At 56.1% G+C, this 24861-nt stretch carries 16 protein-coding genes; 8 read left to right on the top strand and 8 right to left on the bottom strand.

Annotation, left to right across the window (positions count from 1 at the left end; all coding sequences use genetic code 11):
* The first annotated feature begins 11 nt into the window (after positions 1-11).
* Entirely contained in the window at positions 12-983 is a 972-nt protein-coding gene (locus tag AUC45_RS13970; RefSeq protein WP_067604051.1) for a type II secretion system F family protein, read from the top strand.
* A 17-nt stretch (positions 984-1000) separates the two neighbouring features.
* Positions 1001-1999 carry a type II secretion system F family protein gene (locus tag AUC45_RS13965; RefSeq protein ID WP_067604049.1) on the top strand — a complete coding sequence of 333 codons (999 nt, stop codon included), beginning with the start codon at positions 1001-1003 and terminating at the stop codon, positions 1997-1999.
* Between the two features lie 59 nt (positions 2000-2058).
* Here the strand turns inward: AUC45_RS13965 and AUC45_RS13960 are convergent, their stop codons facing one another.
* From AUC45_RS13960 to AUC45_RS13950, 3 genes are all read right to left on the bottom strand, one after another.
* Complete coding sequence (locus tag AUC45_RS13960) at positions 2059-2553, bottom strand: MarR family winged helix-turn-helix transcriptional regulator (RefSeq protein ID WP_369815253.1); 495 nt, start codon at positions 2551-2553, stop codon at positions 2059-2061.
* Between the two features lie 11 nt (positions 2554-2564).
* Positions 2565-3437: a crotonase/enoyl-CoA hydratase family protein gene (locus tag AUC45_RS13955; RefSeq protein WP_067604047.1), complete on the bottom strand. Its 873-nt coding sequence runs from the start codon at positions 3435-3437 to the stop codon at positions 2565-2567.
* A 134-nt stretch (positions 3438-3571) separates the two neighbouring features.
* Positions 3572-4471 carry a LysR family transcriptional regulator gene (locus AUC45_RS13950; protein WP_067604046.1) on the bottom strand — a complete coding sequence of 300 codons (900 nt, stop codon included), beginning with the start codon at positions 4469-4471 and terminating at the stop codon, positions 3572-3574.
* A gap of 105 nt (positions 4472-4576) precedes the next feature.
* Between AUC45_RS13950 and AUC45_RS13945 the strand changes: the two genes are divergently transcribed.
* On the top strand, positions 4577-5335 hold the full coding sequence (locus AUC45_RS13945; protein WP_067604044.1) for an SDR family NAD(P)-dependent oxidoreductase: 759 nt from the start codon (positions 4577-4579) through the stop codon (positions 5333-5335).
* Between the two features lie 73 nt (positions 5336-5408).
* On the opposite strand, the gene AUC45_RS13940 is transcribed toward AUC45_RS13945, so the two are convergent.
* A complete protein-coding gene (locus AUC45_RS13940; RefSeq protein WP_067604042.1) occupies positions 5409-6194 on the bottom strand; it encodes an SDR family NAD(P)-dependent oxidoreductase in 786 nt (261 codons plus the stop codon).
* Between the two features lie 30 nt (positions 6195-6224).
* A complete protein-coding gene (locus tag AUC45_RS13935) occupies positions 6225-7394 on the bottom strand; it encodes an acetyl-CoA C-acetyltransferase (protein WP_067604040.1) in 1170 nt (389 codons plus the stop codon).
* Positions 7395-7553: 159 nt separating this feature from the next.
* Here AUC45_RS13935 and AUC45_RS13930 point away from each other — a divergent pair, with 159 nt between their 5' ends.
* From AUC45_RS13930 to AUC45_RS13915, 4 genes are all read left to right on the top strand, one after another.
* On the top strand, positions 7554-8987 hold the full coding sequence (locus AUC45_RS13930) for a putative 2OG-Fe(II) oxygenase (protein ID WP_067604038.1): 1434 nt from the start codon (positions 7554-7556) through the stop codon (positions 8985-8987).
* A 422-nt stretch (positions 8988-9409) separates the two neighbouring features.
* Positions 9410-12529, top strand: a complete 3120-nt coding sequence (locus AUC45_RS13925) for a TonB-dependent siderophore receptor (protein ID WP_067604036.1) — start codon at positions 9410-9412, stop codon at positions 12527-12529.
* Positions 12530-12630: 101 nt separating this feature from the next.
* Entirely contained in the window at positions 12631-13023 is a 393-nt protein-coding gene (locus tag AUC45_RS13920) for a hypothetical protein (protein ID WP_156423891.1), read from the top strand.
* Between the two features lie 110 nt (positions 13024-13133).
* On the top strand, positions 13134-13682 hold the full coding sequence (locus tag AUC45_RS13915; RefSeq protein ID WP_067604031.1) for a hypothetical protein: 549 nt from the start codon (positions 13134-13136) through the stop codon (positions 13680-13682).
* A gap of 103 nt (positions 13683-13785) precedes the next feature.
* Here the strand turns inward: AUC45_RS13915 and AUC45_RS13910 are convergent, their stop codons facing one another.
* The 3 genes from AUC45_RS13910 to clpB form a co-directional block, all read right to left on the bottom strand.
* Complete coding sequence (locus AUC45_RS13910) at positions 13786-15819, bottom strand: S9 family peptidase (RefSeq protein WP_233998859.1); 2034 nt, start codon at positions 15817-15819, stop codon at positions 13786-13788.
* Positions 15820-15933: 114 nt separating this feature from the next.
* The gene (locus AUC45_RS13905; protein WP_067604513.1) at positions 15934-19332 is read right to left on the bottom strand and encodes a TonB-dependent receptor domain-containing protein; all 3399 of its coding nucleotides are present in this window, start codon (positions 19330-19332) and stop codon (positions 15934-15936) included.
* A 411-nt stretch (positions 19333-19743) separates the two neighbouring features.
* Complete coding sequence (gene clpB / locus AUC45_RS13900; RefSeq protein ID WP_067604029.1) at positions 19744-22320, bottom strand: ATP-dependent chaperone ClpB; 2577 nt, start codon at positions 22318-22320, stop codon at positions 19744-19746.
* 209 nt (positions 22321-22529) lie between these two features.
* Here clpB and AUC45_RS13895 point away from each other — a divergent pair, with 209 nt between their 5' ends.
* Positions 22530-24773 (top strand): acylase, encoded by a 2244-nt coding sequence (locus tag AUC45_RS13895; RefSeq protein WP_067604511.1) that lies wholly within the window; start codon positions 22530-22532, stop codon positions 24771-24773.
* The last annotated feature ends 88 nt before the right edge of the window (positions 24774-24861 follow it).

The following is a 24861-nucleotide window of genomic DNA, read 5'->3' as shown; positions in this document are numbered from 1 at the left end:
GACAATTCATTATGGACGTCTTTGAGACCCTGATCATCACGCTTGTGATCTTTGCCATCCTGGTGGGCGGCTATCTGCTCGTCAGCGGTTCTGGCGCGGGTAAAGCGCAGAAACGCCGCTTGGAAGCGATCAATTATCGCCACTCCGACAGCACCGATGCCAAAGTGGAATCGCAGCTGAAAAAGGCGATCGCGCAGCGCAAGCCCAAAACCTATCAGGTTGCCGGATCTGGCTCGCGCACTGAAGCACTCGCCATGCGGCTGGATCGCACAGGCAAAGCCTGGACCGTGTCGCAGTACATCTACACATCGCTTGGCATCGCGCTCGTCTTCGGCGTGCTGATCTTTATCCAATCGGGCGCTCTGCTTCTTGCTGCTGGTGTTGGCCTGTTTCTCGGCGCTCTGATCCCGCACTTCGTAGTCGGCTTCATGATCGGCAAGCGTACGAACCAGTTCAACTCGAAGTTTCCCGACGGCATTGAATTGCTTGTTCGCGGCCTTCGCTCCGGTCTGCCTGTTACGGAAACCCTGTCGGTTGTCGCACAGGAAATTCCGGGCCCGGTCGGCGTCGAATTCAAAGGCATCGTTGAGCGCATCAAGATCGGTAAAACAATGGAAGATTCGCTTCAGGAGACCGCAGATCGTCTCGGCATTCCTGAATTCAACTTCTTCTGCATCACGCTCGCCATTCAGCGCGAGACAGGTGGTAACCTGGCTGAGACTCTGTCGAACCTTGCCGACGTGCTTCGCAAGCGTTCGCAGATGAAGCTGAAGATCAAGGCGATGAGCTCTGAATCAAAGGCGTCTGCCTACATCGTGGGCTCGCTCCCCTTCATCGTGTTTGGCCTGATCTACTGGATCAATCCCGATTACATCGGCGGATTCTTCTACGAAGATCGCCTGATCGTGGCCGGCCTTGGCGGCTTGGTCTGGATGGGCATCGGTGTCTTCATCATGGCCAAAATGGTCAGTTTCGAAATTTGAGCCGGGGCTAGAATATCATGCTTGAACAACCAGCCGGCCCAACAATTCTTGGCTTTGATGTCATCCTTATCGGCACCATCCTTGCCGGTTTGGCGGCCTTTGCCGTGGTCATGGCGATTTACGCTGCGGTCACGATCAAGGACCCGATGGCAAAGCGCGTCAAATCGCTGAACGAACGCCGCGAACAGCTCAAAGCTGGCATCGTGACGAGTTCTGCGAAGAAACGCGCAAGCCTGGTTCGCAAATCCGATACGACCGACAAGGTCAAAGACAGCCTGGGGAAAATGAATGTTCTCCAGCAGAGCCAGATCGAAGAAGTTCAGCAAAAACTGGCCCATGCCGGTTTCCGCAATAAGGAACTCGCGGTCATCATCATCGGTTTGCGCGCGATTCTGCCAATCGTGTTCGGCCTTATCGGCTTTGTGCTCTTTTACTGGGTCGATTTCTTCGAATTCGGCGATGGCTCAATGAAGAAGCTGTTCGGCTTCGCTGCTCTGGTTTTCCTCGGATACAAAGGCCCTGAGCTGTACCTCAGCAACAAGGCTTCAAAGCGCACGCTTGAAATTCAACGCGGCCTTCCAGACGCGCTCGATCTGCTCGTGATCTGTGCCGAGGCTGGTCTTACCGTTGATGCCGCGTTCAACCGCGTCGCAAAGGAACTGGGCCGCGCGTACCCCGAATTGGGCGATGAATTCGCGCTTACCGCGATTGAGCTATCCTTCCTTTCGGAACGGAAAATGGCGTTCGACAACCTTGCCTACCGGGTCGATCTCGAGGCGGTTAAAGGCGTGGTGACCACCATGGTCCAGACCGAACGCTATGGTACGCCGCTGGCTTCTGCCCTGCGCGTCCTGTCGGCTGAATTCCGGAACGAGCGCATGATGCGCGCTGAAGAAAAAGCCGCGCGTCTGCCTGCGATTATGACCATTCCGCTGATCATGTTCATTCTGCCCGTCCTGTTCATCGTGATCCTTGGACCGGCGGCCTGTGACATCTCGGATGCTCTCATCAAATAGCGAGCAACCGACACCGCAAAAAACAAAAGGGCCGGCGCATCAACGCCGGCCCTTTTTCGTTATCCGTTTTGCGCGAGCGCCCCGGCTCGTTGTCGCAGCCGTTCAAGCATGGCGCGGAATGCTTCCCTTTCATCGGGTTCCAGCGCTGCCATCAATTCACGCTCTATCGCTTGCGCCAAAGGCATCACTTCAAGATGAATGCCCCTGCCCTCTGCGGTAAGCGCCAAAAGATGCGACCGGCCATCCTCCACATTGGGAAGCCGTTCAATAAGCCCGCGATCCTCCAACACTTTGCAAGCGCGATTGACGGCGACCTTATCCATCAAGGTGACTTCAGTGAGCTCGCGCTGGGTCACCCCCACCCGCGTTTCATGGCGATTGCCCAGAACCGCCATGATCCGCCATTCCGGGATCTTCAGTGCAAATCGGTTGCGGTAACGCTCTGCGATAACGGCGCTAACCGCGTTTGACGTGACCGACAGCTGATAGGGCATGAAGTCTTCAAGCTGCCCGTTTTCCGGCTTGGATGCGGATTTGTTCAAACTGTCGCTCACTCGGATCTCGCTTATTCGTATTTCGCTTCGGGCCACCAGGGGTAGAAATCTGGCATGTCTTCGCTGACTTTGCCGGGATAGACCGGATTGCGCTTTTCAAGGAAGCTCGCAATGCCTTCCTGCGCATCTTTGCCGCGCGACAATTTGTAGATTGCCCGGCTATCGATCTTGTGCGCTTCCATCGGGTGATCGGTGCTCATCAAACGCCACATCATCGCCCGCGTCATCGCAACGGAGATTGCAGAGGTGTTGTCGGCGATCTCCCGTGCGAGCGTTTGGGCTGCGAAGATGAGCTCCTCGGGATGATGCACGGCTTTGATCAACCCGCCAGCTTTCGCTTCTTCCGCATCGAACACGCGCCCTGAATAACACCATTCGAGTGCCTGGCTGATCCCGACAATGCGAGGCAGGAACCAGCTCGACGCTGCCTCTGGTACGATCCCGCGCCGCGCGAAGACAAAACCGAAACGCGCATGGGACGCAGCGAGGCGAATATCCATCGCCAGCTGCATCGTCGCGCCCACTCCAACAGCGACGCCATTACACGCAGAAATGAGCGGCTTCTTGCTTTCAAACAGCCGCAAGGTGAGCAAACCGCCCCCATCGCGGACCCGTTCATCGGACAAATCATCGACCTGCGCGGCGTCAGAAAAAACCTGCCCACCGCCCTCTGGCGTCAAATCCGCACCAGCACAAAATGCCTTCTCCCCCGCGCCGGTAAAGATCACCGCGCGAACATCATCATCCGCATCGATATCATCCATCGCCGCGATGATCTCTGCACCCATCGTCCGGGTGTATGCGTTCATTTTCTCCGGACGATTGAGAGTGATGGTGGCGATGCCATTCGCCTTGTCGACGAGGATTTGGGTGTAGTCAGTCATTGTTTGGTCTCACGTTTCTCTCTGCGAGGATTACCGGTTGGAACCAGCCTGTCATCGCTTTTGATACCGAATTTCGAACGCATTGGCATAGGTCATTTAATCAGCAGGGCTTCTCCCCGGAAAAGCGGGATGGATCAGCGAAGCGACGGTTCATTGGCAGCCGCTTTTGCCATGCGGTCAGCAAATTCGCGAACCTTGGCGGGCAAAAAATCTGATTGGGGCCACAGCACGTAAAATGGGAAGGCGTGCAATTCCCATTTGGGCAAAACCGCGATCATCCTTCCATCTGCGATATCGTCCTCAAACGCCCAGAGCGGTCCATGGTGCAAGCCGGCACCTCCCAAGACCAAGGACCGGATCGCCGTCACGCTGTTCGCCGCGACGCGGCCAGTGACTTCGATCGTTTTCTGCTTGTCCTTCCAGGTAAGTTCTATCGACAGACGGCGCTGACCACCGCGATAAAAAACGAACGGATGTTTTGCGAGTTGCTCAGGACTGCGGGGCAGATCGTTTCGCTCCCCATATTCCGCCGAAGCGACAATCACGCGGGGGACAATCCCGATGCGCTTTGCGATCAAGCTGGAATCGGACAGCCTCCCAATCCGGACAACTGCATCCAATCCAGCTTCGGTCAGGTTTTCAAAATTGCTTCCCAGCACGAGTTCAATGTCGAGATCGGGCGCGCTGTTCAGCAATCCCGCAACCACCGGCGCGACAAACCGAGCGCCAAAATCAACCGACGCACCGATGCGCAAGCGGCCGCGAGGTTCATCGATCAAACCCGCCACGTCGGATTCAAGAGCGAGCCGCTCGTCAAGCAGCCTTCGCACACCCTCGTAATACCTGCGCCCCGCCTCGGTTGGGACAGAACGCTTTGTTGATCGGCGAAGCAGTTTGGCCTGCAGGCGATCTTCCAATGCGCTCACCTTTCGGCTGACGGAAGACGGATCAATGCCAAGCTCCATCGCGACCGACCTCAGACTTCCCGCCTCCACGACGCGGATGAAAATCTGATCGAGACTATCTTCGTGCATATTCCGCAATTAGCAAATGCAGAATATGTGTCTACCGACATTTAGATGATCGCTACATATCTCCTGCATCGCCAGCGCGGCTGGTCACACACAAGGAGAATTACGATGACGAACGCAACCCAACCCATCCTCATCACTGGTGCAAGCCGCGGTCTTGGCCGTGCAATGACACTCGCATTGGCGTCCCGCGGTCGCGATGTGATCGGCACCTACAGAAGCAGTGCAGACGAAGCGGCAAATGTCGCAAAGGAAGCCGAGGCGCTTGGCGGCCGTGTCGTGATGCTACCCTTCGATGCGGAGACAACCGACACCGATAGTTTTGCTGGCGAAGTGAAAGCGGCGCTTGCCGAATTGGGCAGCGACACGCTTGGCGGCCTCGTCAACAATGCGGGCGCAGCGCACTATGCTCAGCTTGCTGACACTGATCTTTCGGGGCTGGACGCTATGTACCGCTTGCATGTCCGCGCGCCGCTTGCATTGACGCAGAGCATGCTGCCTTTGATCACCGATGGCGGCCGGGTCCTCTTCGTTTCGTCCGGCCTGGCCCGTTTCGCACTGCCAGGGTACGGCGCCTATGCTGCAATGAAAGGCGCAATCGAAGTCATGGCGCGTTACGCGGCGAAGGAATTGGGCGCTCGCGGTATTCGAGTGAACACGATTGCACCCGGCGCGATTGAAACCGATTTTGGCGGCGGCGCGGTTCGCGACAATCCAGAAGTCAATGCGCACGTGTCTGCAATGACAGCGCTGGGTCGCCCCGGCCTTCCCGAAGAAATTGGCGACGCGGTAGCCGCGATCCTTTCCAATGACATGCGTTGGATGTCGGGCGAACGCATCGAGATTTCAGGCGGCCAAGGCCTCTGATATTATCCCCGAATGCAAAAAGCCCCCGCTGTCGCCATGACAGCGGGGGCTTTTGCTACTTGGTTTTTCAGTCTTAGCGCGGAGCCATCCGGATCGCGCCGTCAAGCCGCACGTCTTCGCCGTTGAAGTATCCGGTTTCGATCATGCACATTGCAAGCTTCGCGTATTCTTCCGGGTTACCCAAACGCTTGGGGAATGGGACCGATGCGGCAAGCGCTTCTTTCACTTGCGGCGGGGCTGCATTCATCAGCGGGGTGTTGAAAATGCCGGGAAGGATCGTGTTTACGCGGATGCCTTCGCGCATCAGGTCGCGCGCGATGGGAAGCGTCATGCCGACAACGCCGCCTTTCGACGCCGAATACGCAGCTTGGCCCATTTGGCCGTCTTCTGCCGCAACCGAGGCCGTGTTGACGATCGCGCCGCGTGCGCCTTCATCGTTCAACGGGTCAAGGCTCATCATGCCAGCGGCTGATTTGGCAATGCAGCGGAATGTGCCGATCAGGTTGACCTGAATGACAAAGTCAAAAGCGCTGATCGGGAAGTGCTTGATCTCGCCCGTTTGCTTGTCGCGGCTGGCGGTTTTGATCGCATTGCCGATGCCTGCACAATTAACGAGGATGCGCTCTTGCCCGTGTGCTTCACGGGCCTTGGCAAAGCCTGCATCGACTTCATCATCGCTGGTGACGTTCACTTTGCAGAACACGCCGCCGAGCTCTTCGGCCATCGCGTTGCCCTTTTCCTCGTTCATGTCGAAGATCGCGACTTTGGCGCCTTTGGCAGCAATCGCGCGCGCAGTGGCCGCGCCGAGACCGGAGGCTCCGCCGGTAACGACGGCGGGGGTATTTGCAGATACTTCCATTACAGTGTTCCTCTTGGATCGTGAGTATTCTTAAACGCTTTCAACAATGGTGACGTTGGCGACGCCGCCGCCTTCGCACATGGTCTGGAGGCCATATTTCTTGTCGTGCCGTTTAAGGGCGTGGACAAGCGTCGCCATGAGTTTCGTACCCGAAGCACCCAGCGGGTGGCCGAGCGCGATTGCGCCGCCATGAACGTTCAGCTTTTCAGGATCAGCACCAGTGTGCTTCAACCATGCGAGTGGGACCGGAGCAAAGGCTTCGTTGACTTCATAGAGGTCAATGTCGGCCATTTTCATGCCTGCCCTCTCGAGCGCCTTGTCCGTTGCGAACAGTGGTTCTTCGAGCATGATGACCGGATCGCCCGCGGTAACGGTCAGATTGTGGATGCGCGCCATCGGGGTCAGATTGTGGCGTTTCAGAGCCTCTTCCGACACGACCAGAACAGCCGATGATCCATCGCAAATCTGGCTGGCTGATGCAGCGGTGACCATGCCGTTGGGATCGATCAGCTTTACGCCCGCAATCCCTTCAAGTGTGGCATCAAACCGGATGCCTTCATCGACCGTGTGCGTGTCTTCGCCTTCAGGCGTTTCGATCTGAATGGGCACGATTTCGTTTTCGAACGCGCCCGCTTCGGTCGCGGCAATCGCTTTCTTATGGCTTTCGAGAGCAAACTGATCGAGCTCATCCTTCGTCATGCCGTGCTTTTTGGCGATCATCTCAGCGCCCATGAACTGGCTGAACTGAATGCCGGGAAACTTCTCTTCAAGGCCGGGTGATTTGTAGTGGCCAAGCCCTTCCTTCATGTGCAGCGTCGCGTTCGATCCCATCGGCACGCGCGTCATGCTCTCAACGCCGCTGGCGATCACAACATCCTGCGTTCCGCTCATCACGGCTTGCGCTGCGAACTGGATCGCTTGCTGGGATGAACCGCACTGCCGATCAATCGTCACAGCCGGAGTGGATTGCGGAAGCTTTGATGCGAGGACGCCCATGCGCCCGACTTGCATGGCCTGTTCACCAGCCTGGCTGACGCAGCCGGTCACCACATCGTCGATTGCATTAGGATCAATGCCGCTGCGATCCACGACCGCATCGAGGCTCTTCGCCAACAGGTCCACCGGATGCACGCCGGCAAGGCGCCCTCCCCGTCTGCCGCCTGCGGTGCGAACGGCATCAACGATATAGGCTGTAGTCATTGTGAGAGGTTCCTTCCCGTTTACGTAAACGTTTTGTTTGGCCACTGACTATGGGAGCGCGAAGCGGGAATCAACCGCTCAAAATGATGTTCTGGCCGTGCGCGCCGCGTCACGCTACGGCACGCGGGCCCAACGCCTTGCCAAAGAGTCTCGCCCGCAATGTCCAATCCCGCCTCTGACAGCCAAATCGCCGAGTGGGACGCGATGGTTCGCAGCGCAAATGCAAAGCGCAAATCAGGCGACGTGGCAGAAGCAGCGCGCGAGTTTGACGGTGTTCTGGCAGCCCATCCTCGCCATCCAGCCGCCCTTCATGGCAGGGCTCGCCTCGCCCTGGCGCGAGGCGAGGCCGATGCTCTGAATTGGTTCGATAGAGCACTCAAAGCAGACCCCAGAAACGCCGATCTCTGGCTCGGAAAAGCGCAGGCGCTGGACGTCGCAGGCGATGCCAAAGGCGCACAGATCATCGCCAGACAGATATGCGAACAGGCGCCCGGATTTATCGCGGCACTGGAATTCCTGGCCGGATTGAGGATTGCCTCGAACGAGGATGATTTTGCGCAGGATTTTCGGATTGCTGCCAAGCGCATTCCGCAGGATCCCAATATTCCTGCGACCCATGTCGATGCGCTTGCGGGGCTGGATTATGCTGGCGCGGCAGCTGATGTGGCTCATGAGGCAAGGCAGCGTTTCCCGAATGAGCCGCATTTTGCCCTGCTTGAGGCAGCAAATGCGAGCGCTTCAGGGCAATGGGATCGCGCAGAAACGATCTTTGCGGACTTGAAAGACGACCGACCGGCACGCTTGATACAAGAAGCACGCCACCGCGTAAGGGCAAGCGATTGGTCGAGCGCGCAGGCTCTGCTCGAACGCGTACTTGCCCAAGCTCCGTGGAGCATCGCCGCATGGGCGTTGCTCTCGATCATCTGGCGAAAGACAACAGATGATCGCGCTGAATGGCTACACGAGCAGACGGGGCTGGTGCAGTTGCGCCCTCTCAAAGCTCGCGTGGGTCTGCTTGAAGAAGCAACCGACATGCTGCGAACACTGCACAAAAGCAGCGCCATGCCTCTCAGCCAGTCCTTGCGTGGAGGCACTCAAACACGAGGCGTTCTTTTCCATCGTAAGGAGCAGGTGTTTGCAGAGTTACAAGAGGCAATCCGGACCACACTGGAAGAGTACCGACGTGAATTGCCGTTAGCAGACGGCGCGCACCCTTTGCTCAGACATAGAGATAGTCGATGGACACTTGCCGGGTCGTGGTCGGTCCGATTGGCTGGCGGCTCATCGCGCGCTTCAGCCAAAGGCGATCATCACGCGTCTCACATTCATCCCAGTGGTATCATTTCGAGTGCGCTGTATTGCGCCGTTCCTGAGGCAATTGAAGACGATAGGGCGAAGCAAGGATGGCTTGAGCTGGGCCGTCCGCCAGCCGATTTGGGATTGGATCTCAAACCGGTTCGAACGCTGAAACCAGTTGAGGGACACCTCGCCCTTTTCCCCTCTACGCTTTACCATGGCACCACTCCATTTACGGCGGAAAACAGCCAGGGCCGCATAACGACGGCCTTTGATGTCGTTAGTTATGCGACTTAAATGACACAAAATTGGTCTTGGCCCGTCAGATTTCGGGGAGTTTTCACATCAAAATGGGCGGCACTTTTTTGCAGATCGATTTAACAACTCGGTAACTTTGCATCACTCTCCCACCGCGAAAGCGCAGCAAAAGCGTCGTTTCAGATTACTGACAGTTTACAGTGTTGCACCGACGCTACACGGTTATCCGATTTTCCAAAATTGGCGCCACTTGGGTTTCCTTGCCCACCTAAATTGGCCATTTCAGGGTCAGAGGCAAAGATTTGATGCGATTTTGGGTGCTTAACGCCCTGATTTTCATCGAAAATTGTCCCAAACCAGGCGGGATTTTGCAGGGGTGTCTTAGGGCAAAGTTGCGAAATTTCGCCACGTATGCGTCAGGCGGGCGACCGTCTGATCACCATAACAAGGGTACATTACCAATGAAAAAGACCACACAATTGCGACTGAGCGTTGGGTCGGTTGCTGTAGGCCTCGCGCTCGCAGCTACGCCGTCTTTCGCTCAGGATGCGGACGTGACCGAGGAAGAAGAAGCATCGGTCAGCTCCGAAGGCATCATCGTGACGGGTTCACGCGTCACTGACCCCAACCTGCTGCTTTCCAGCCCGGTTGCAGCTGTTGGCGAAGAAGAACTGACACTGCGTCAGACCAACGTCGCTGAACAGTTCCTCCGCGAACTTCCCGGCGCTGTTTCCAGCATCGGCGCCCAGGTTAACAACGGCAACGGCGGTGCATCATTCGTCAACCTGCGTGGTATCGGCTCGGTCCGTAACCTCGTCCTTCTCGACGGTCGTCGTTTTGTCCCTGCTGACGAAACTGGCCGCGTTGACTTGAACAACATCCCGCTCGCAATCATTGAGCGGACCGACATCCTGACCGGTGGTGCTACCACCACTTACGGTGCTGATGCTGTGTCTGGTGTTGTCAACTTCATCACCAAGAAAGACTTCGCAGGCGTTCAGGCTGACTTCACCAGCCAGATCACCGAAGAAGGCGACGGCGAGCTTTTCCGTGCGGAATTGACCCTCGGCGCAAACTTCGATGATGGCCGCGGTAACGCTGTTCTCAGCATCGGCTATCAGGATCAGTCAGCCGTATTTCAGGGCGACCGTGACTTCTCCGTCTTCAACGTGAGCTCGTTCTCGGGCAACCCCGGCGGTTCGTCCAACTCGGTACCTGGCAACTTCGTGTTCACCGGCCCGACCAACCCGGCCACCGTCTGTGACATGATGGTATTCCCGGACGAAGCAAACTGCCCTGCAGGCACAAGCTTCGCTGGTGAGCCTTTCGGTACAGTGACCGGCCAGATCAACAATGACGGTACGGACATCACACCAGGTGTGAACAGCGGCGCAGGCCCGTTCAACTTCAACCCGTTCAACATCTTCCAGACACCGTTTGAGCGTTACAACATCTACGGTGCTGCGAACTATGAGATCAACGACAACGTCGAACTCTACTCGCAGGCAGTGTTCTCGAAGCAGACCGTTTCGACAATCATTGCTCCTGGTGGTTCGTTCTTCAACACCTACCAGTTGAACCTCAACAACCCACTTCTGCCTGACGCAATCGCTCAGCGCTTTGGCGATGCTCTGGGCCTGTCTGCTGCGGAATTCACCGCTGCTCGTAACACCCAGTTCGGCCCTACTTTGGCTGACGGCTCGCAAAACCCCGATTACGTCCAGTTCGGCACACAAATTCGTCGTCGTACGGTCGAAATCGGCACGCGTGATTCTGACTTCACCACCACTCTTTTCAACATCGTGGTTGGTGCTCGCGGAAACATCACCGACAGCATCGAATATGATCTGTTCGCCACCTACGGCGAATCCGAGCGTATTCAGCGTCAGTCGGGCTTTGCTCGTCTGAGCCGCCTGCAACAGGCATTGCTCGCAATTCCAGATGGATCTGGCGGCGCAGTGTGTATCGATCCGTCTTCGGGTTGTGCTCCTGTTGATCTGTTCGGCCCTGCTGGTGACCTTGGTTCGCAAGCGTCGCAAGACTTTGCCTTCAACCTGACACAGCAAGTTATCGATACTTCATCGATCGGCACTGTTCAGGGTACAGTCTTTGGCGATCTGCCGATCACCCTGTTCGCAGAAACTCCAGTGAACTTTGCCGTTGGTGCGGAATATCGTGAGTTCACCACCAGCCAGTTTGCTGATGAAGCATCGCAGTCTGGTCAGGTTGTTGGTGGCGGTGCCGCTGACCCGAACTTCGACGGTTCTTATGACGTGTTCGACGTATACGGCGAACTTATCATTCCGATTGTCGAAGGTGCTTCCTTCGCAGAGCAGCTGACCCTCGATCTTGGCGCTCGTTACTCGAACTACGAGCTTTCAAGCAACGAGTTCACCTGGAAAGTCGGCGCGACTTGGGAGCCTGTACCAGGCTTCTCGATCCGCGGTAACTTCCAGCGCGCGGCGCGTGCACCGAACATTGGTGAGTTGTTCTTCCCGGTCATCACCGGTCTGGACAACCTTGCCCTTGATCCATGTGCAGGTAACGCCCCGACAGCAGACCCGGCTCTTGCCGCTGTCTGTATCGCTCAAGGCGCACCAGCTGCGATCGTCAATGCCGGTTTGATTAACCAGCCACCAGCTGGTCAAATCAACACCACTACTGGTGGTAACTTGCAGCTCGACACTGAGCAGGCTGAAACCTGGACGCTTGGCTTCATCGCACAGCCAGACTTCCTGCCTGGTCTGACGTTCACGGTTGATTACTTCAACATCTCGATTGAAGACGCAATCGGCTCACCAGCTATCGGTGACATCATCGGTGGCTGTTATCAGAGCGGAAATCTGGACTTCAACACCAACGAATTCTGTCAACTGGTTGTGCGTAGCTCGACCACTGGTGAAATCGCGGGTGCTGTGAACGAAGTTCCAGGTCTTATCCAGAATCTCACCAACCTGGGTGTGATCGAAACCGACGGTATCGACGTTCGTTTGAACTACGGCACTGAGCTCACCGACAACATTTCGTTGAACCTCAACTTCGAAGGTACGTGGACGAATTCGAACACGTTCCAGGCGATTGCTGGTGACCCGAACTCTGTTGTTCGTGATTGCGTAGGTTTCTACTCTGTGAACTGCGGTAACTCAGCTGGTGAAATCCAGCCTGAGTTCGTCTTCAACCAGCGTACAACGCTCAACTTCTTTGATGACTACTCGTTGTCACTGCGTTGGCGTTTCCTGAGCGGCGTTGATTACGAGCCGCTTCAGTTCCAGGCAGAACTCGACGCTGCTGAGGCTGATCCAGATGGTTGCCCTGATCCACTCGGTGCGGACCCAGGCGGCTGTATCGTCCAAGAAGAGTTCCGCAGCATTCCTTCGGAAAGCTACTTTGACCTGACGTTCCAGTGGGATGTGATGGAGAACCTTCTCTTCACGCTCACCGCGACCAATGTCTTCGACAACAAGCCAACCATCGTTGGTTCGAACATTGGTACGACCGCGTTCAACTCGGGTAACATCTACCCGTCGACGTACGATCCGCTGGGTCGTCGTTACAGCGCGAGCGTCCGTTTGAGCTTCTAATTATTTGATTAGACAACAAGAACAGGAAAGGGCGGGTTTTCGGACCCGCCCTTTTTTTGTGCCTGCCTCTGTGATACTCCATCACCAAAGGAGGTGTCCCCATGATTTCAAGAACTGCTAATATGTATCAGAAGCTTACGATCGTCGCTCTGGCATCAGCGCTCGCTTTTCCAAGTTTGGCGCAAGAGAGCGAAGTCGAGCAGGCCTCAGAGGAAGCCGAGCAAGTGGGACCCGAAGCAGTCGAGGCTGAACCGGTGGCAGACCCAAACATCGACGTGGTCGAGGAAAAGCCGGCCAAGAAGGAAAAGATCACTGACAGGTCACACCCCGATTATGTCCGGTGCAAAAGCGAGTCCGTCATTGGATCGCGTGCTCGGCGTAAGCGCACTTGCATGACAAATCGCGAATGGGCGCTCGTGTCGCGGCGCGGCAACGAAGCAACTCGTGATTTCGTTCAGGACAACCAGCCAGGATTTCTTCCTGGTTCAAATTGATCCGGTAGGGCGTTGTGAGCAATAAGATTTCGCTGTTTAACCGAGCTCCGCATCGTACCGCTCAACAAAGGCCCGGTCAGGCTCCAGAGCTTTAGAATAAGAGAAAAAGCATGAAACGATCACTCCAATTTGGTCTGGCAGCCAGCTTGGCGGCTTTGGGCTATTCTAGCGCAATTGCGCAAGATCGAAGTGATGAAGGTATTGGAACGAGTCCGCTGATCGGCAAGCTTGAGACTTGCACCGCAATTGAGAACGATGCTGAACGTCTCGCTTGCTTCGACCGTGAAGTTGGCACTCTCGTTGGAGCGAGCAATAAGGGCGATGTGAAAGTCGTCGATTCAGAGCAGATCAGCGAAGCGCGAAAGAAGCTTTATGGCTACTCACTGCCCGATGCGGGCATCTTTGAAGCCGCTACCGAAGAGGAAAGAGAAGAGAACAAACGTCTCGTCTCAACCATTACCCGCGTGCGCAAAGTCGGATCGAAAGAGTGGCACTTTTGGATTGAGGAAGGAAACGCCAAGTGGCGGATCAAGAACAACTCGATCCGCGCTCGGGCTCCTGAAGTTGGGCAATCGGTCGAGTTCAAGCCGGCCACGATGGGCACGTATTGGATCAGGATTGACGGCCGCAAAGGCGTGCGTGGCAATCGCATCGGATAAACCGCCAGCGCCTTTTGCTAGCTCTCTTAATTGAAGCGCTAAAAGAAAGCCCGGCCTACTCTGAGTAGGCCGGGCTTTCTTTTTCAATTCCTTGCAGACGATCCTATAGCCCTCCGGGGCCGCAATCGTTCGCCAGGTAGTCCAGCATCTTTGTGTAAAGCTGCTGCTGGTGATTGAACATTAGCGTGTTCCCGAAGTGATCGGCACCTTCGAGCGTAACAAACTGACCCTGCTTACCCGCGGCTTCGAATTTCTTCTTATAATCCCTGAAGTGATAATACATCACGCGGCGATCATTGTCGCTGTGGATCATGAGCAGCGGGATGTTCACCTTGTCGACTTCGTTGATGGGATTGATCCCGATCGTGCCGCGGCGCTTTGACCATTCATCAAGCGCTTTGAGATCTCCGTCGCGGCGACCCAGATACTGCTTTTCAGCATCTGCAACGCCGTTCACTGCGATCGAGCACTGATAGAGATTGTCATCGCGAGCAGCCGCCACAAGTGCAGCATAACCACCGTAGGACCAACCGAAGAAAGCAACACGGTCAGGATCAGCGAGGCCCTGTTCAATCAGGTACTTAACACCGTCATCCTTGTCGTCCTGCATGGCCAGACCGTGCTCGCCATATCCGGCGTCAAAGTGCTTCTGACCCCACCCGGTGGAAATCCGGTTCTCTGGGTGCAGGACCATGTAGCCGGCATTCGCAAGCATCTGTCCCATTTCGTCATACGAGACCATGCCGTTTACGTGCGGCCCGCCATTGTGCTGCACAATGAGTGGGAACGGTCCCTCACCCTTTGGCACTGTCACATATGCCGGGATTTCGAGCCCGTCGCGCGCAGTGTAGCGGATGTAACGCACTTCGTTGAGCTGCTCTGCGCTCACAAGCGGATTGCTGCTTCCGAGCTTTGCCAGTTTGCCGTCCTTGACCATCCAGTATGACACTGGATCGCGGGGGCCGACATTGCGGACGATCATCGTATTGCCATCTGTCGAACGGCTTGTGATCGTGACGTTGTGTGCATACGGGATTTGCTGCTGGAGCGCTTCGTAAAGAGCTTTCTCGTCCTCATCGAACCAGTGACGCTCCATTTTCGCGCCTGGATAGCGAGCGGCAACAAGCTTGTCATTGCCCGGTATGGAGTGGGTCTGAATTCCCATCACATCTGATTGCTCAGGCTTGAAAAGCAGCTTGCCAACAGTGCCCGAATTGAAGTCAAATTCATACAGGCCCGCCTTGTCATCGCCATTGCGGTTATCGATCAGATAGCCAGTGCTGGGATCGCCGTCTTTAAAGCCGGCGATGCCGTGGAAGCCTGCGAGCACGCGATAGAGATTGTTGGTATCCTCGAAATCCATTTCCTGGAATTTCGTCCATGAGCTATCGCCAGGCTTGCGATAATACTCGCGCAGGATGTTGTCGTTCTCGAGAGTACGCGTGTAGCGGGGATTGCCGTCACTGTCCCACAGCAACACTTGAGGGAACTTGCTATTCCCTCTGAGGACGAGCGAGCGGGAAGCACGATCCAGATTAAACTTATAATAGGCACGCGGACGAAACGCTTCGAACGGGTCAACACCGGTAGGATCTGGGATTGAGTTAGCGTCCGACACCAGAATGTTTTCTGGATCGTTCGGCAGCGTATTCACAACGCTGAACGTACCTTCGAGAGATTTGAACTTGTTCTTCTCAAGGTTGTAGGAATACCCAAGATAATCCCGGATATCCGCTTCCGGACGTTTTACCTGGCTGCGATTGACCTGCCAGGCCGTGCCAAAGATGTAATTGTTGCCAACCCACTGTGCGCTGATGATTTCCATCGGCTTTGCATTGAGGCGGCGGATTGGCTCACTAAGATCGTCGGTCTTGTATATCTCGAGAAGGTAGTCGCCTTCGCGGCTTTCAATCTTGTGCACCAGTACGTGCTTGCCATCAGGCGAGACTTGGACGGCATTCACAACACTGCGCAGGGCCCAGACATCAACCGGGACGGAGGATTGCGCTTGTGTTTCGGCAGGTGCTGCCGCGATGCCGAGACCCAGCACAGAAACACTGGCCATTGCGGCCATTAATGGGGCTTTCAAAAGCTTCATGAATAAATCTTCCAGTTCATAGAAAAATCGGAGGTTCATGTGAGCCGCCTAGCCTCCCGTCCAGCAGCTCGAACCTGCGCAGTAAATCAAAAAAGGGGCCTCTCGGCAAGTGCTGAGAAGCCCCAATTTTCAGTCAATTTTTGTAACTTTCGATCAGAAACGGTAAAGAATCTGAGCGAAGAACTCACGGCCATCAATGTTATAGCCGTTGCCGAGTGGCACGTTCGAAATGCTTGTGACGAAAGCCTCATCATCGACCTGCGGCGGTGCGCGGTCAAAGATGTTGGTCACACCAGCAATAATGCGGATGGTGTCATTGTCCCAGCGCACCGAAGCAGTGTGCTCGAACCACTCGTCAACAAAGCCGACGTTGCGGCAGAAGCGTCCGTCACCTGCCACGTTGGCCGTGCCATCACCCAGACACGTGTCTGAGAAGAAGCCGGTGCCGCGATTACCAAAGGCATCATCGAACTCATCGATCGCAGATTCGTCTTCCTCAACATCACCGATGTAGCGTGTCTGCCAGGTGAAGCGGAAATCTTCCCAATCGACGAAGAACGTCGCACGGCCAGTCCAACTTGGGAAACCAAACTCGCCAGCCAAATTGTTCTCGGTCAGGTTGCCTTCGGCATCGATGAACAGAATTGAACGCTCAATGAGGTGGTTGGCCCGGAGCTCAAGCGACAGATCGAATGTTTCGCCACCGATCAGCACGTCCTTAGCAAAGGTTGCGTTCAAATCGATGCCGCGAACAGCCTCTTCGTTAAAGTTCAAGAAGCCTTGGAACACGTCGCTCACCAGCATCCGACCAGTTGGATCGGTGCCGATCCGGTCACAGAACGGGCTGCGAATACCATCTTGCCGCGTGAAACAGTCATTGACGATGAACTGCACGCCCGGCTCGACAATCGCGTCGCGGATCTGAATGTCATAGTAGTTGAAGTTGAAAGAGAACTCGAACCCGCTCGCAAAGCTTTCTTCAAAAGCAAAGCCAGTCGTGATCGAGGTTGAAGTCTCAGGGTCGAGATCAAGTGTACCACCCGAGACAACTTCCGGGCTTGGTGTGCGGAAAGTGTTCTGCCCAAGATCATCGATACCAACCATCGTTGGGTCACGCCCTTCACGGAGGCAATTAGCCAGCGTTTGTGGATCGCGCGTATCGAGATTGGCCTGATAGCTGGGCAGTGTTCCTGCGGGAGCACCAGGAGGCGTTACAAAGGCAGCGTCCGGAACTGCACAAGGGTCCGTAATAGTCAGGAAGCCTGTCTGGTTGGCGAGGAAGTTCTCACGCAGGTTCGGCGCACGGAACGAGGTTCCGTAGTTGAACTTGAGGAGAAGGGGCGAAACTGGGCGCCAGCCGCCTCCGATGGAGAACGTACCGTTTGTGCCGTAAAACTCTTGGTCCGTAATACGGCCCGAAAGCTTCACATTGAGTTCTTCGACCAGTGTTTCACCAGCGACCAGAGGTACATCAAGTTCACCGAAGACTTCACGGATCCAAGCTGAACCCGTTGCCCCCGCATCTGACGAGCGTGCAAAGAACAAACCGTTAGACGTGATGAAATCTGGTGTGGAGTCGATCGAGTCTTCGCGCCATTCGGCGCCAACCACGAGGCCAACCGGACCGGCAGGCAGGTCAAACAGATCACCTGTGACAAAACCACTGATGAAAATCTGCTCGTAGGTGGTGTCAAAGACGCTTTGGTCGAACACGTAGTCACGCTCAGCTGCGGTGGCAAAATCACCGATTGGTGCACCCAGCACGCTCTGGTTGAACAGGTCCACAGCTGTACAGCCGTCAAGCAGACCCGGTGCCGCCAATGAAGGGTTGGCCAGAGCCGAGGCGTCACATGGTGTGATCGACAGAGGCGATCCGGAGCCGATTGCGATGTTCTGGTTGTAGTCGTCGGCAATGCCGTCGCCGTTGTTATCGACGATACCATCGCCATTAAAATCAGCAGTCGGGTCAATACCAAGTGCTAACGCCAGGCGGTCTTCACGAATGCCCGAGACACTGTTCCGACCTTCAGCGCGCGAATAAACACCTGCAATTTCGAATGTCCACGAGGATCCGATAAACGGAAGATCACCGCGAACACCCAAGACGCCGCGATATTGCTCTTGAGTGACGTCGAAGTTGTTCCGGTCACCCGCAATTGAGGCGATAGGAAGCGTCGAAATGCTGCCAGAACCGGGGTTGAATAAACCGCCAAGCAGCGCGTTGTCAGCTGCGAAACAATCCGTCCCATTCGGGCTGGCAATGTTACAAGGGTTGAACACGTTGTCAGCAGGCACGAACGGGAAAATCTGAGGGATATTGCTGTTCGGGCTGACAATGTCAGCACGGGTGTATTGCGCCTCGAAGAACGGCGTGATGTTAGCTTCACCGGGGAAGGTGTATTCACCATAGGCAAAGACGTTGATCAGCTCTTGTTCAGGCACGAACGTCTGATCGAGGTTCGCGCCGTTTAGGTTCACGTTCTGGAAGTCAACGTCACGAACGCCATCGCCATCAGTGTCGAGATCCTGACCGAAAGCGTTGGTGCTCTCACCAAAGTTCAGTCCAGGGATGTTTGCAATGTTGCCGTTGGCCGGGAAGTAGACTGAGCCGAGGAACGTTCCTGGAATGAAGATACGACCGGAAATACCGTCGATAATCGCATCTCTTTCCGAAACAGTCACACCCGGCGTACGGTTGCGGACGATAGCGTTGTCGCGAAGGCCGGTGGTAAATCTGTTGCCGTCCTCATCGACCTCAACGTTGACTGTGTCGTCTGCGAGGAAGTCACGGTCTTTCAGTGCAATCTCATCACGGAAAGAGTATTCCGCACCGATACCGAAAACGGCACGGTCTGTGTTAAAGCCCCATGCCGCGCTAACGATAAAGTCGTCGCCACCACCTTGTGTGTTGACGTTACCGTTCGCCTGCAGCTCAAGACCGTCAAAGTCTTTGCGCAGAATGATGTTTGCAACACCTGCGACAGCGTCCGAACCATAAACCGACGAAGCACCGTCGAGCAGCAGGTCATAGCGGTCAACAAGCGTCGACGGGATCAGGTTGATTGAAGGGCTGGTCGGAGCACCGCCCACACCGCCAGGCGCAAGGCGCCGGCCGTTGACGAGAACCAGAGTACGATCAGCGCCAAGGCCGCGAAGGTTGATCGTCTGTGATCCGGGGCCGTTATCGAGAACGAAGCCAAGGAAGGTCGCGTCGATCTGTGTACCAGCCGCAGCTTCTGACCGTTGCAAAATCTGTGCGGGGTCGAATGCACCAACTGCCTGTTGGTTCTCGGTTGTCAGAACCTGAAGTGGCGAAATCGAGGTGTAGGTGTCGCGGACAATACGCGAACCGGTAACGGTGATTTGACCGCCCGATGTCGAGCCGGAAGCATCGGTACCAACATTAACCTGCTCTTCTTCCCCTTCTTCCTCTTCTTGTTCCTGAGCCTCGGGCTCTTCATCCTGAGCGTAGACCGGGCCCGCTACCACGAACGCGATAGCCGATGCTGAGAAGGCGAGCGCCTTCATCGAATTACTGTGAAACTTTTTCATGATCACTCCAGTTGCGACAACCGAAGCCTTGCAGTGCGTCCAATCTTCCGATCTTGGAATGCTTACACTGGCGCATTCCAAACGGCCCCTGATCTTCACGCGACAAAGCCCCTGCGATGTCGGATAAGTGCAATAGTGACGTTTTGATGTCAAAGCAGCCTGACGAACTCTGCCACTTTTAGCGGGGCTGTTGCGTTAATCCCACATTCACTCATTAGAGCTGGCAACAATCTGACGATTTTACTTTTCGCACATAACAAAAAGAGTGGTCTGCGCGAAACAAACCACTCTTCATGCTGTTTTCATGCTCCGGCCTAGCGGGAGCGAAACAATAAGCTTTTGCCCGGGAAGCCATGGAAGATACCGGAAAAAGCGAATCCCGATTCTCTCAGGGCGGCAAAACTACCGTGCCTATTGCACAGTCATCTTGAGTTCGCCGTCGCCTTCATCGACCGTCAATGTCGTGCCGTCCGGGACAGTCCCTTCGAGAAGCATCTCAGCCAGCGGATCCTGCAGGTATCGCTGCACTGCCCGCTTTAACGGTCTCGCGCCGTAAACCGGATCGTACCCTACCCTGCCAAGCCAGCGCAGAGCCGCATCGGTCAAATCGAGCGTGATCTTGCGATCGTCGAGCAGTTTCTGCACTCGTTTGACCTGGATTGCGACAATCGGCGCCATGTGTTCCATGGCGAGGCGGTGGAACAGGATGATCTCATCCAACCGGTTGAGGAATTCGGGGCGGAAATGACCGCGCACCACATCCATCACCTGATCCTCGACATCGGCAACCTTGCCATCGTCGGGAAGATTGGAGAGAAACTGACTGCCAAGGTTCGAGGTGAGAATGATCAGCGTGTTGCTGAAATCGACCACCCTTCCCTGACCATCGGTCAACCGGCCATCATCGAGCACTTGCAAAAGCACGTTGAAGACATCGCCATGCGCTTTCTCGACCTCGTCGAAAAGCACCACCTGATAAGGGCGGCGACGCACGCTTTCGGTTAGCACCCCGCCTTCGTCATAGCCAACATATCCCGGAGGCGCGCCAATCAGGCGAGCGACCGAGTGCTTCTCCATGAATTCCGACATATCAATGCGGACCATTGCGCTGTCATCATCGAACAGGAATCCGGCGAGCGCTTTGGTCAGCTCCGTCTTGCCGACACCGGTGGGGCCTAGGAAAAGGAATGAGCCCAATGGCCGCCCAGGATCCTGCAAGCCGGCACGCGCGCGGCGAACCGCTTTCGACACCGCTTCGATAGCTGCGCTTTGCCCGATAACGCGCTTGCCGAGGATATTCTCCATATCGAGCAGCTTCTCGCGCTCGCCTTCCATCATCTTTTCAATGGGGATGCCGGTCCAGCGGGAGACAACCGATGCAATGTCTTCCTCGGTCACTTCCTCGCGCAGCAGCGCATCTTCGTTGAGGTCTTCCGCTTCTTCGAGCTGCTTTTCCAATGTCGGGATCGTGCCATAGGAAAGCTCACCCGCTTTTGCGAGATCGCCGGTCCGCTCGGCCTGTTCGAGCTCAAGACGCGCGGCATCCAATTGCTCCTTGATCTTGCCCTCGGCATCAATCTTGTCGCGCTCATTCTGCCAGCGCGTGGTAAGTTCGGAGCTTTCCTGCTCAAGATTTGCAAGTTCCTCACGAAGAGCCTCCAAGCGCTCTTTCGAGGCCTTGTCGTCCTCCTTCTCGAGCGCCGATTCTTCGATCTTCAGCTGGATGATCCGGCGATCGAGCGCTTCGATTTCCTCAGGCTTTGATTCGACTTCCATGCGGATACGGCTGGCCGCTTCATCCATCAGGTCGATGGCTTTGTCAGGAAGGAACCTGTTCTGGATGTAACGATCGGAAAGACGTGCAGCGGCCACAATAGAGCCATCGGTGATGCGCACGCCGTGGTGCAGTTCGTACTTGTCCTTGATACCGCGCAGGATCGAGATCGTGTCCTCGACCGAAGGTTCTTCGATGTAGACCGGCTGGAAGCGCCGCTGAAGCGCGGGGTCTTTCTCGACGTATTTCTGGTATTCATCGAGCGTGGTTGCACCAATGCAGTGGAGTTCACCGCGGCTAAGCGCAGGCTTCAACAGGTTTGAAGCATCCATGGAGCCTTCCGAAGCCCCTGCGCCGATCAGAGTGTGCATCTCATCAATGAACAAGATGATCTGGCCATCGGCGTTCTTCACTTCATCGAGTACCGACTTAAGCCGCTCTTCAAATTCACCGCGATACTTCGCACCCGCAATCAACGCGCCCATATCGAGCGACATAAGCGTGCGACCTTTAAGGCTGTCAGGCACATCGCCATTGGCTATGCGCAGAGCCAGCCCTTCGGCAATCGCGGTTTTACCCGTGCCGGGTTCACCGATCATCGCAGGATTGTTCTTGGTTCGACGCGCAAGGATCTGGATCGCGCGGCGGATTTCTTCATCGCGGCCGATCACGGGATCAAGCTTGCCATCGCGCGCCGCCTGCGTCAGATCGCGGGCGAATTTCTCCATCGCATCATAAGAGCTTTCGGCATTGGCGCTGTCTGCGGTGCGGCCGCCGCGCAATGCTTCAATCGCGGCATTCAAAGTCTGCGGCGTGACGCTCGCGGCCTTCATCGCTTCGCCAGCCGCGCCCGGCGCCATTGCGAGCGCTGTCAAAACACGCTCGACCGCTACATAGCTATCGCCCGCTTTATCAGCGAGCTGTTCTGCCTGGTCGAGCACGCGCACGGCGTCATTGTCGAGGCCCGGCGTCTGCTGCGCGCCGCCGCCTGTGACGACGGGGATTTTGCCAAGTCCATCGTCGACTGCGCTGACGGCAAGCGCCGTTTCGCCGCCTGCGCGCTGGATCAGGCCAGCCGCCATTCCCTCCTCGTCTTCGAGAAGAGCTTTCAACAGGTGCAGCGGGGTAATCCGCTGGTGATTCATGCGGATGGCGACCGTCTGTGCGGATTGCAGGAATCCTTTGGCGCGGTCGGTAAACTTTTCGAGATTCATGTGATGAGACCCCTCATGTGACTTTCCCTCTCGATATAGTGTTGCATTTTAGCAACACAAGTCCTTACCGATTGCTTTTGTCGAGTGTGTTTCGCGAACGAAACCTCAAGCAGAGCGGTGTGTTACTCGGATAGGTGGGTGACGCCAAGCCGCTTGCCAAGGGGGCAATCGGGCGGCACACATTCAGCCAAGAGAATTCGGAGAGATTGATGGTTAAATGGTTGGGGCGCGGCGCGTTTGCGCTGGTGATTGTGATGATCGCTGCATTTGTGGCGCTCGCAACTTGGGAGCCGCTGTCAGCCGACGAAGCTACGTACTCGCCGGAAAGCTGGACTACGTACGAAGCGGAGATCATTCGAGACGAATACGGCGTCCCGCATATCTATGGCAAAACCGATGCCGATGTCGCTTTCGGAGTGGCGATTGCGCATGCAGAGGATGATTTCTTCACGCTGCAAGACGTGGTTGCCATGTCGCGCGGCCGATACGGCGCGATTGCGGGCCAGGATGGGGCGCAATTCGATTATGTCTATCATCTGCTCGATGCGCGCGGCACGGCGGAGCGTAAGTATCAGGACCTGCCCGATGATACGCGGGCCTTGTTTGAAGCCTACGCAAGCGGATTAAACCAGTTTGCCGAAGACAATCCGGACGAGGTGAAACTGGGCAATCTCTTCCCGGTGAATGGCGAAGATGTTGCTGCCGGTTTTGTGCTGCGCCAGCCGTTCTTTTTCGGCCTTGGCAATGTGATCGGGCCGCTGGTGGCGGGCGATCCCCTGCCGCGCGAATTCGGCCCAGACATTCCGGGTTTCCCCCGTGATCCAGCGCCTGCGGACCAGAGGGCGAGCGACAATCAGGCCAATCTGCTCCACCCCTTACCGATGGGCGAAGATGCAGCGCTCCTTGGCTCAAACGCATTTGCTGTTACGCCGGAAAGATCAGGCGGCCCCACCACCCTTATTTCCAATTCGCACCAACCTTTGCGCGGCGGGGTCGCCTGGTATGAATTCAGTGTTGAAAGCGAAGAAGGCTGGCATTTTACCGGAGCCAATTTCCCCGGATCGCCCTTCCCTTTCCTCGGCCACAATGAGCATCTGGGATGGACCAACACGGTGAACCGCCCCGACATGGCCGATGTCTACAAGCTCGAAGTCAATGAAGCGGGCACGCAATACAGGCTCGATGGCGAATGGCGCGATCTGGAGCGTAAGACGGTGACATTGCCGGTGAAGATGGGGCCGGTCACCCTACCGATCAGCCGCGAAGTTCTGCGCAGCGTCCATGGTCCGGTGATCCAGAACGAGAATGGCTATTTCGCCATCCGCTATGGCGGGATGGACAGCGTCGAGCAGCTCGACGCGTATTATCGGCTCAACAAGACCACCAATCTGGAGGAGTGGCAGGAGCAAATCGCGCGCATGGCGATCCCGTCGACAAATTTCATCTACGCCGACAAGGAAGGCAATATCGCCTATGTCTACAACGCGGCAATCCCTGACCGGCCTGAGGACGTAGACGCAAATTGGCGCGGGGTTCTGGATGGCAGCCGATCCGATCTCATCTGGGATGGTACGGTCGAATATGCCGAGATACCCAAGCTCATCAATCCCGCATCCGGCTGGATCTACAATGCCAACAATGAACCTTTCACCGCGGCAGGCGATGGCAGCGATCTGGACCCTGACGCGTTCTCCCCCGTGCTCGGTGTAGAGCGCAAACAGACCAACCGATCATGGCGCGCGTTCAAGCTTTTGAGCGAAGCCGATGGCCCTCTGGATCGTGCGGCACTTGAGCGGATCAAGTATGACACCGGCTATGAGCGGCAAGGCTATATCGATAGGCTTTGGGACGAGATTGAAGCCATGGAAATGCCGATCCGCATGAAGGATGCTGGCGGACGTGTCGCGCGGTTGAAAGAGGCGCGTGAATTGCTGCTCGATTGGGATTTTACAGCTGACAACGAAGGCCCAGCTGATGCCCTCGCCTATCTGTTGATCCGCGATTTCATGTCTGCCGAATACCAGAACAAGCCGTGGCCCGATGTTGAACAGAAGGTCGCTGAGGCGGCCGATCATCTGAACACGCATTTCGGCAGGATCGATCCGCCCATGTCCGAAGTCGTGCGGCTTCGCCAAGGGGGTGTCGACCTTCCTCTCGATGGCGGCTCCGACACATTGCGCGCAGCAACCACCTGGAAATTTGACGAGGATGGCAGGGCTAGCCTCGTCCATGGCGACAGCTTTATCCAATGGGTGGAATGGCCCGCCAATGGTGGCAGGGTGTTATCGCGCTCCATCCAGCCATTTGGTTCTGCCATCACCCGGCCCGACAGTCCTCATGCGACTGATCAGATGCAGTTGTTCGTCGATCACAAACTGAAGCCCGTCTATTTCTGGCGCGATGACGTGGAGGCAGCGGCGAAGTCGCGCAAAACCGTCACCAATGCGCGCTGATTGGGGAACCACCCCAGGGTCATGGCCATATACCCTTTATCGAATTGAATGCGCTGTTCGTCGAAGGGTCGAACGCGCTGCTTGACCA

The sequence above is a fragment of the Erythrobacter sp. YT30 genome, from assembly GCF_001542875.1.
Classification (GTDB): domain Bacteria; phylum Pseudomonadota; class Alphaproteobacteria; order Sphingomonadales; family Sphingomonadaceae; genus Erythrobacter.
Note: the sequence above shows the minus strand (reverse complement) of the source record. Positions and strands in the feature narration are given on the sequence as shown.

Excerpts from the sequence above, each read along its gene's own strand:
- AUC45_RS13970 (WP_067604051.1), top strand. The coding sequence starts at position 12 with ATGGACGTCTTTGAGACCCTGATCATCACGCTTGTGATCTTTGCCATC.
- AUC45_RS13965 (WP_067604049.1), top strand. The coding sequence starts at position 1,001 with ATGCTTGAACAACCAGCCGGCCCAACAATTCTTGGCTTTGATGTCATC.
- AUC45_RS13955 (WP_067604047.1), bottom strand. The coding sequence starts at position 3,437 with ATGACTGACTACACCCAAATCCTCGTCGACAAGGCGAATGGCATCGCC.
- AUC45_RS13950 (WP_067604046.1), bottom strand. The coding sequence starts at position 4,471 with ATGCACGAAGATAGTCTCGATCAGATTTTCATCCGCGTCGTGGAGGCG.
- AUC45_RS13945 (WP_067604044.1), top strand. The coding sequence starts at position 4,577 with ATGACGAACGCAACCCAACCCATCCTCATCACTGGTGCAAGCCGCGGT.
- AUC45_RS13940 (WP_067604042.1), bottom strand. The coding sequence starts at position 6,194 with ATGGAAGTATCTGCAAATACCCCCGCCGTCGTTACCGGCGGAGCCTCC.
- AUC45_RS13935 (WP_067604040.1), bottom strand. The coding sequence starts at position 7,394 with ATGACTACAGCCTATATCGTTGATGCCGTTCGCACCGCAGGCGGCAGA.
- AUC45_RS13930 (WP_067604038.1), top strand. The coding sequence starts at position 7,554 with ATGTCCAATCCCGCCTCTGACAGCCAAATCGCCGAGTGGGACGCGATG.
- AUC45_RS13925 (WP_067604036.1), top strand. The coding sequence starts at position 9,410 with ATGAAAAAGACCACACAATTGCGACTGAGCGTTGGGTCGGTTGCTGTA.
- AUC45_RS13920 (WP_156423891.1), top strand. The coding sequence starts at position 12,631 with ATGATTTCAAGAACTGCTAATATGTATCAGAAGCTTACGATCGTCGCT.
- AUC45_RS13915 (WP_067604031.1), top strand. The coding sequence starts at position 13,134 with ATGAAACGATCACTCCAATTTGGTCTGGCAGCCAGCTTGGCGGCTTTG.
- AUC45_RS13910 (WP_233998859.1), bottom strand. The coding sequence starts at position 15,819 with ATGAACCTCCGATTTTTCTATGAACTGGAAGATTTATTCATGAAGCTT.
- AUC45_RS13905 (WP_067604513.1), bottom strand. The coding sequence starts at position 19,332 with ATGAAAAAGTTTCACAGTAATTCGATGAAGGCGCTCGCCTTCTCAGCA.
- clpB (WP_067604029.1), bottom strand. The coding sequence starts at position 22,320 with ATGAATCTCGAAAAGTTTACCGACCGCGCCAAAGGATTCCTGCAATCC.
- AUC45_RS13895 (WP_067604511.1), top strand. The coding sequence starts at position 22,530 with ATGGTTAAATGGTTGGGGCGCGGCGCGTTTGCGCTGGTGATTGTGATG.